This is a genomic window from Streptomyces sp. MnatMP-M17 (assembly GCF_900091995.1).
Lineage (GTDB): Bacteria > Actinomycetota > Actinomycetes > Streptomycetales > Streptomycetaceae > Streptomyces.
The window spans coordinates 1-5138 of the sequence record NZ_FMDK01000684.1; the positions used below are offsets into that span (position 1 = coordinate 1).

Here is a 5138-nt window from a genome sequence, read left to right on the forward strand (position 1 = left end):
GCGGGCGGCTCGGCGGGCGCGGAGCCGGGCCGGCGGTAGCCGTTGCGCAGCTTCCAGTCCACGGGGTTGACGCCCGCCGCGCGCACGGCTACCAGAAGCTGTCCGGGACCGGGGCTGGGCACCGGCAGATCGGCGAAGGTCTCCACCTCCGGACCGCCGTGCTCGGTGAAGACATACGCCTTGGAGATGGCCTGGGGCATGGGGACTCCTCGTTCTGAACCGATGGCACCGGCTGTCGCCCGGGACAGCAGTTGGTCCAAGGCGGATCACCTGACCACTATTCCCGGGCTCTCATGCAGGGGAAATAGAGGGGGCCATCGGTGACGAGGAGGGGACGCCGGGCGGTTGGGGCGGGGCCCGGAGCAGGCGCGAAGCTCGGGGCTGTCGGTGTGGGGGCTCGCGTCTGCCGGTCAGACGCTCAGCGTTCTGGGGACGACCAGGCGTGCGCGCTCGTAGAGGTCGCGTGCCAGATGATTCTTGAGATGCGGCCTCACCAGTCGCAGTAGGTTGCGCATTCGCTGATCCGCTCTTCCTGATTGGACGAGCGGATAGTCGTCCAACGCGCTGTGCCAGGTGGCGCAGGCCGCTTCCAGATGTCCGATCGCGAACTGGCGCTCGGCGATAAGTGCGCGCCGGTGCACACGGGTGCGCCGATAGATGCTGTGGCGCAATTTATCGGACTGCTGCAGCGCTTCCACCGCTCCTCCCACATCACCCAGCTCATACCGGACCTGACTGGTGTGGTAGTTCAAGGCCGCCGGATCGTAGGAACCGAAAACTCTCCGCTGGGACTCGGCTTTATCCATGGCGACTTCGGCTTCCCGCAGATACCGCAGGGCGTTCGAACGCTCTCCGATCTGCGCCGACGCGTGCGCTTGCTGCCCGGCGAGGAACGCGCGCATCCGTGGCCCCGCCTGCGGGGAAGCCGCGGCAGCGGCGTCGGCAAGCCGCATTGCGGCCTGTCCATGACCCAGGTCAACGGCCTGGACACTCATTCCCCGCAGTGTGGTGCAGTAGGTGAGATGGTCCTCCGATGCTCCGGCCAGTTCCAGCGCCTTCAGATAATACCGCTGGGCCAGTCCATGAATGCCCTCGTCAACAGCCATGTATCCGGTGAGGTAACACAGATCGGAGGCCGCCGACATCATCGCTCTGCGGACCTCCTCCGGAGCATCTGCCTTGAGGTAGGGGGCGACCGTGTTCACGAGGAACGCCGCCGCCATCGGCCGGGCGTGCCGGCCTCCGAATTGATCGTCCAGTTCGGACACGCGCTCCGTCATGGCGATGATCATGTCGACTTCGGCCATCCCTATACGTCGCGTCCTTCCGGTCTGGACGGCCTCCATCCGACCGACGACGTCCGGCCAGTTGGGGACGGTAAGGGCGACAGAGAAGAGAGTTGCTCCGACAACGCTACGGCGAGATGGGGCCATGTCCTGCTCTCCCAGATCGATCAGCCCCTCCACCGTACCCGGATGGGCGTTCGGCTCCTTTAGGGGCGTGGGAAATCCTGCCTCGGCATGTGTGATGGGACGGAGCAGCCTTCGGGTGAACGCCTCAAGGACGAGTGGCCGTACGCCTTCCCTGGGCATGTGTCCCCGCAGCCACTGATGGACTGACGGCTCTCGGTACTTGAGCGGCGTTCCTCGCTCGGTCCCGATGCGGTTGACCTCTTGGGCGAGTTGGCGCAGGGTCCACCCGCTCTCGCGATACAGCCGCTCAAGCGCCGTATTCGGCTCCGGTGCCTTCACTCGCCAACTCCCCGTGCGGATAGCCCTTGAAGCTCTTAAGTCCTGACGCTGTAACCAGCGTAGCGCTGTGCGTAGTCATCCAGTTGCCTGGAGCGAGAAGGGAACAATGGACTTGGCCACACGACGAGTCGGCTCCGTGGATCCGCATATGTGCCCCGCGTGCGCTCAGCTTCAAGCCCTTCTCCGGTCGGTCAGTCGCACGAAAGAGGGATTCGTCGCAGATGGAGGGCGCGTGACATGTACGAGAACTGTCGGCAGAACCCAACGAACAGCACCATTGTGCTGCGATGGAGTCGGGACCCGCGATGCGTCGCGTCCGCACGGCTGGAGCTGCGCAAGGCGCTGGCCGATTGGGGGCTGTCCGTGCTGGAGGATTCGGCGGTCCTGATCCTGTCCGAACTGCTCAGCAACGCGCGGCTGCACGCCAGGGTGACGCCGGAACAGACCATCGAGACTCGCTACTTCCGCAGGCCGGGGGGTTTGCGGGTCGAGGTGCACGACGCGTCGCCCGTCTGCCCCCAGCCGCGCACGCCGGACCCGGAGTCGTGCGACGGGCGCGGACTGCTGCTCGTGGACGCACTGGCGGACGAGTGGGGAGTGGCCGACCGGGCCGGGCCGGGGAAGGTGGTCTGGGCGTGCTTGTCGGTGCAGGGCGCGGCGTCATCGCGGGACGGGGGGTCAGGGCGTGACTGACCTGTCGGCAGCAGAGGCTGAACGATCGCCGCTGGGCGCGTTTCCGCGGCCGGACATCGTACCGTACATCGCTTTCTGGTCCTCTGAGCACCGGCCTCCGGGTGTGGTGATCGTGAAGGGGCCGGGGATCGCGTATGCCGATGAGGGGCCGTATGAGCGTGACGACCTGGGTGTGTTGTGGAAGCGAGTGGGGTGGAGTCCGGGCAAGGGACGGCCGGAGTTCGGGCGGGTGCATTTTCTGCGGCAGCGGCGGGCGATGCGGAAGCTGTTGTGCCAGATCTGCGGTGGGCCGTCGGACCGTACCGGTGAGGGGACGTTGTGGCTGGTGGGGGAGGACGTGGACGGTCCGGAGTTGTGGGAGCCGGGCTATGTCACGACGCATCCGCCGGTGTGTGTGCCGTGCGCGGTGACGTCGGTGAAGGTGTGTCCGCACTTGCGCGAGCGGTATGTGGCGCTGCGGGTGCGGACGTTCGTACCGACGGGGGTGCACGGGGCGTTGTACCGGCCGGGCGGGGCTTTTCCGGTGGCGTACGACGCGGACGGGGTGCCGTTCGAGAGCTGGCAGCTCGGATGGGTGCTGGCGGCTCAGCTGATCATGGAATTCCATGAGTTCACGGTGGTGGACCTGGAAGCGGAACACGCCACCTACCTGAAGCGGGTGGAGGCATAGGAGACCGCGTGTGGCGACCGCCGACGACGGGGCCGTGACCCCGGTCCGTCCGACGCGCGGGCGGACCGGGGCAGCCGGCCGGATCGGCCGGATCAGGAGGTGGCACACTCCATCGACGCCGGGTCCGAGGCATCGCGTATCAGTGCGTCATGGGCCGCCCTGAGCCGCTCGGCGTCGGGTTTCAGCACCTTGCGGTCATAGGTGAGCAGTCCGTTCAACTCGCCCTCCACATCGGAGATCTGCGTATAGACCGCGCCATTGCCGCCTCGGCAGGCCAGCTTCCGTACGTTGTCGAGCTGGGCCAGATACTCGTCGGTGTACACGGTCTGGTCGACACCGACATAGGTGTGCTGCACCGGCCAGGCATGGCCGGGCACCGCGAGTCCGAGTCCGCCGTACTCGCCGCTGACCAGTGCCCGTCTGCCGTCGGGCGCGGGCAGTTGCGGGCTCGGATACCCATGGGCGTCGGCGATGTCGCCGTTGCCGCCGTCGACCGCGCCGCAGCAGTTGACGCCGCTCATGTTGTTGATCAGCCGGCTCGGGTCCCAGGCCTTGGCCTGGTCGGCGACGCGCGCCTGGTCGTACTGGCCCCAGCCCTCGTTGAAGGTGACCCACATGACCACCGACGGGCTGCTCGCGTGCTGGTCGATCATCTCCTTCATCTCGTGTTCGTACTGGGCGCGGGAGGCCGCGTCCGGATTGATCGTGTTCATCGCCGGCATGTCCTGCCAGACCAGCAGTCCGAGCCGGTCGGCCCAGTAGAACCAGCGGTCCGGTTCCACCTTGATGTGTTTGCGCACGGAGTTGAAGCCGAGCCGCTTGTGCGTCCTCAGGTCGTACGCGAGGGCCTCGTCGGTGGGCGCGGTGTGCAGCCCGTCCGGCCAGAAGCCCTGGTCGAGCGTGGCCATCAGAAAGACCGGCTTGCCGTTGAGGACCGTACGCGGCGCTCCGGCGACCGTCTGGACGCCGATCGAGCGCATACCGAAGTAGCTGCCGGTCTTGTCCTTCCCGGCCGTCACCTCCAGCCGGTAGAGATACGGATCGTCGGGCGACCAGAGCCGTGGATCACGTACGGGCACGCTCAGCGGTGCTCCGGTACGGCCGGTGACCGTGCCCACCTTGCGCCTGCCCTCGTACGCGGTGGCCGTGACCGGCACACCGTCACGTATCCCGCGCACCTCGACGGTGAGCCGTTCGCCGGGCACATCGGGCGTGAGCTTCAGGGAGTCGGCGTGGTCGGGCGCGACCGGCTCCATCCACACGGTCTGCCAGATTCCGGAGGACGCGGTGTACCAGATACCGCTCGGGTCCAGGCGCTGCTTGCCGATCGGCGGATTCTCGCCGTCTCTGGCGTCGGTCGGGTCGTACACACCGACGATCAGCTCCTGGGTGCGGCCGGGCCGGAGCGCGTCGGTGACATCGGCGCTGAACCGGTCGTAACCGCCTTTGTGCTCGGTGACCTTGGTGCCGTTGACATAGACCTCGGCCTTCCAGTCGACGGCGTCGAAGTTGAGTTTCAGCCGCTTGCCCGCGCCGATCTGCCAGTTCGAAGGGACCGTGAAGGTACGGCGGTACCACATCCGGTCCTCGTGCCGTTCGACACCGGAGAGCTGCGACTCGACCGGATACGGGACGAGGATCTTCTCGGGGAGTGTTCTGCCGACGGGCGGGCGCTCGCCCTCCTCGGCGGCGGCGAACTGCCACTGTCCATTGAGGTTCTGCCAGGCGTCACGGGTCAACTGCGGCCGTGGGTACTCGGGATGGGCGTTGTCCGGTCCCACGTCCTTGGCCCAGGGAGTGGTGAGCTGGTACCCGGAGGTGTTGGGTCCGCTGCTCCAGAAGGCCGCGACGGCCTTGCCCTGCCGCGCCGTGAGACCGCCCGTTCCGTCGTAGCGCAGATCGGCGGTGCCGCCTCTGCCGACAACCGGTTCCTTCAGGCTGACCAGCAGCCTTCTGTCGTCCGTCGGATCGCTTCTGACCGTGCCCAGCGGCCAGGCGGCGCCGCCGATGACCGCGCCGAGATG

Annotated in this window: 4 protein-coding genes and 1 pseudogene; 2 read left to right on the forward strand and 3 right to left on the reverse strand. The window is 67.2% G+C overall.

Going from position 1 to position 5138, the window contains the following annotated elements; genetic code table 11:
• Both GA0115259_RS28195 and GA0115259_RS28200 read right to left on the reverse strand, forming a co-directional pair.
• A pseudogene (locus tag GA0115259_RS28195) lies at window positions 1-188 on the reverse strand (NADP-dependent oxidoreductase); the annotation flags it as partial.
• Between the two features lie 222 nt (window positions 189-410).
• Window positions 411-1751, reverse strand: coding sequence for a transcriptional regulator (locus GA0115259_RS28200; protein ID WP_093602259.1), 1341 nt, complete (start codon window positions 1749-1751; stop codon window positions 411-413).
• Window positions 1752-1988: 237 nt separating this feature from the next.
• On the opposite strand from GA0115259_RS28200, the gene GA0115259_RS28205 reads away from it, so the two are divergent.
• Window positions 1989-2444: an ATP-binding protein gene (locus GA0115259_RS28205; protein WP_093602261.1), complete on the forward strand. Its 456-nt coding sequence runs from the start codon at window positions 1989-1991 to the stop codon at window positions 2442-2444.
• A complete protein-coding gene (locus tag GA0115259_RS28210; RefSeq protein ID WP_256098177.1) occupies window positions 2437-3114 on the forward strand; it encodes a hypothetical protein in 678 nt (225 codons plus the stop codon). The genes GA0115259_RS28205 and GA0115259_RS28210 overlap by 8 nt, the downstream gene beginning before the upstream one ends.
• Window positions 3115-3206: 92 nt before the next feature.
• Here the strand turns inward: GA0115259_RS28210 and GA0115259_RS28215 are convergent.
• Window positions 3207-5138: glycoside hydrolase family 2 protein (locus tag GA0115259_RS28215; RefSeq protein WP_093602263.1), on the reverse strand; the 1932-nt coding region annotated here is incomplete at its 5' end.

Bases quoted from the DNA above. Each gene is read 5' to 3' on its own strand.
- GA0115259_RS28205 (WP_093602261.1), top strand. From the start codon at position 1,989: ATGTACGAGAACTGTCGGCAGAACCCAACGAACAGCACCATTGTGCTG.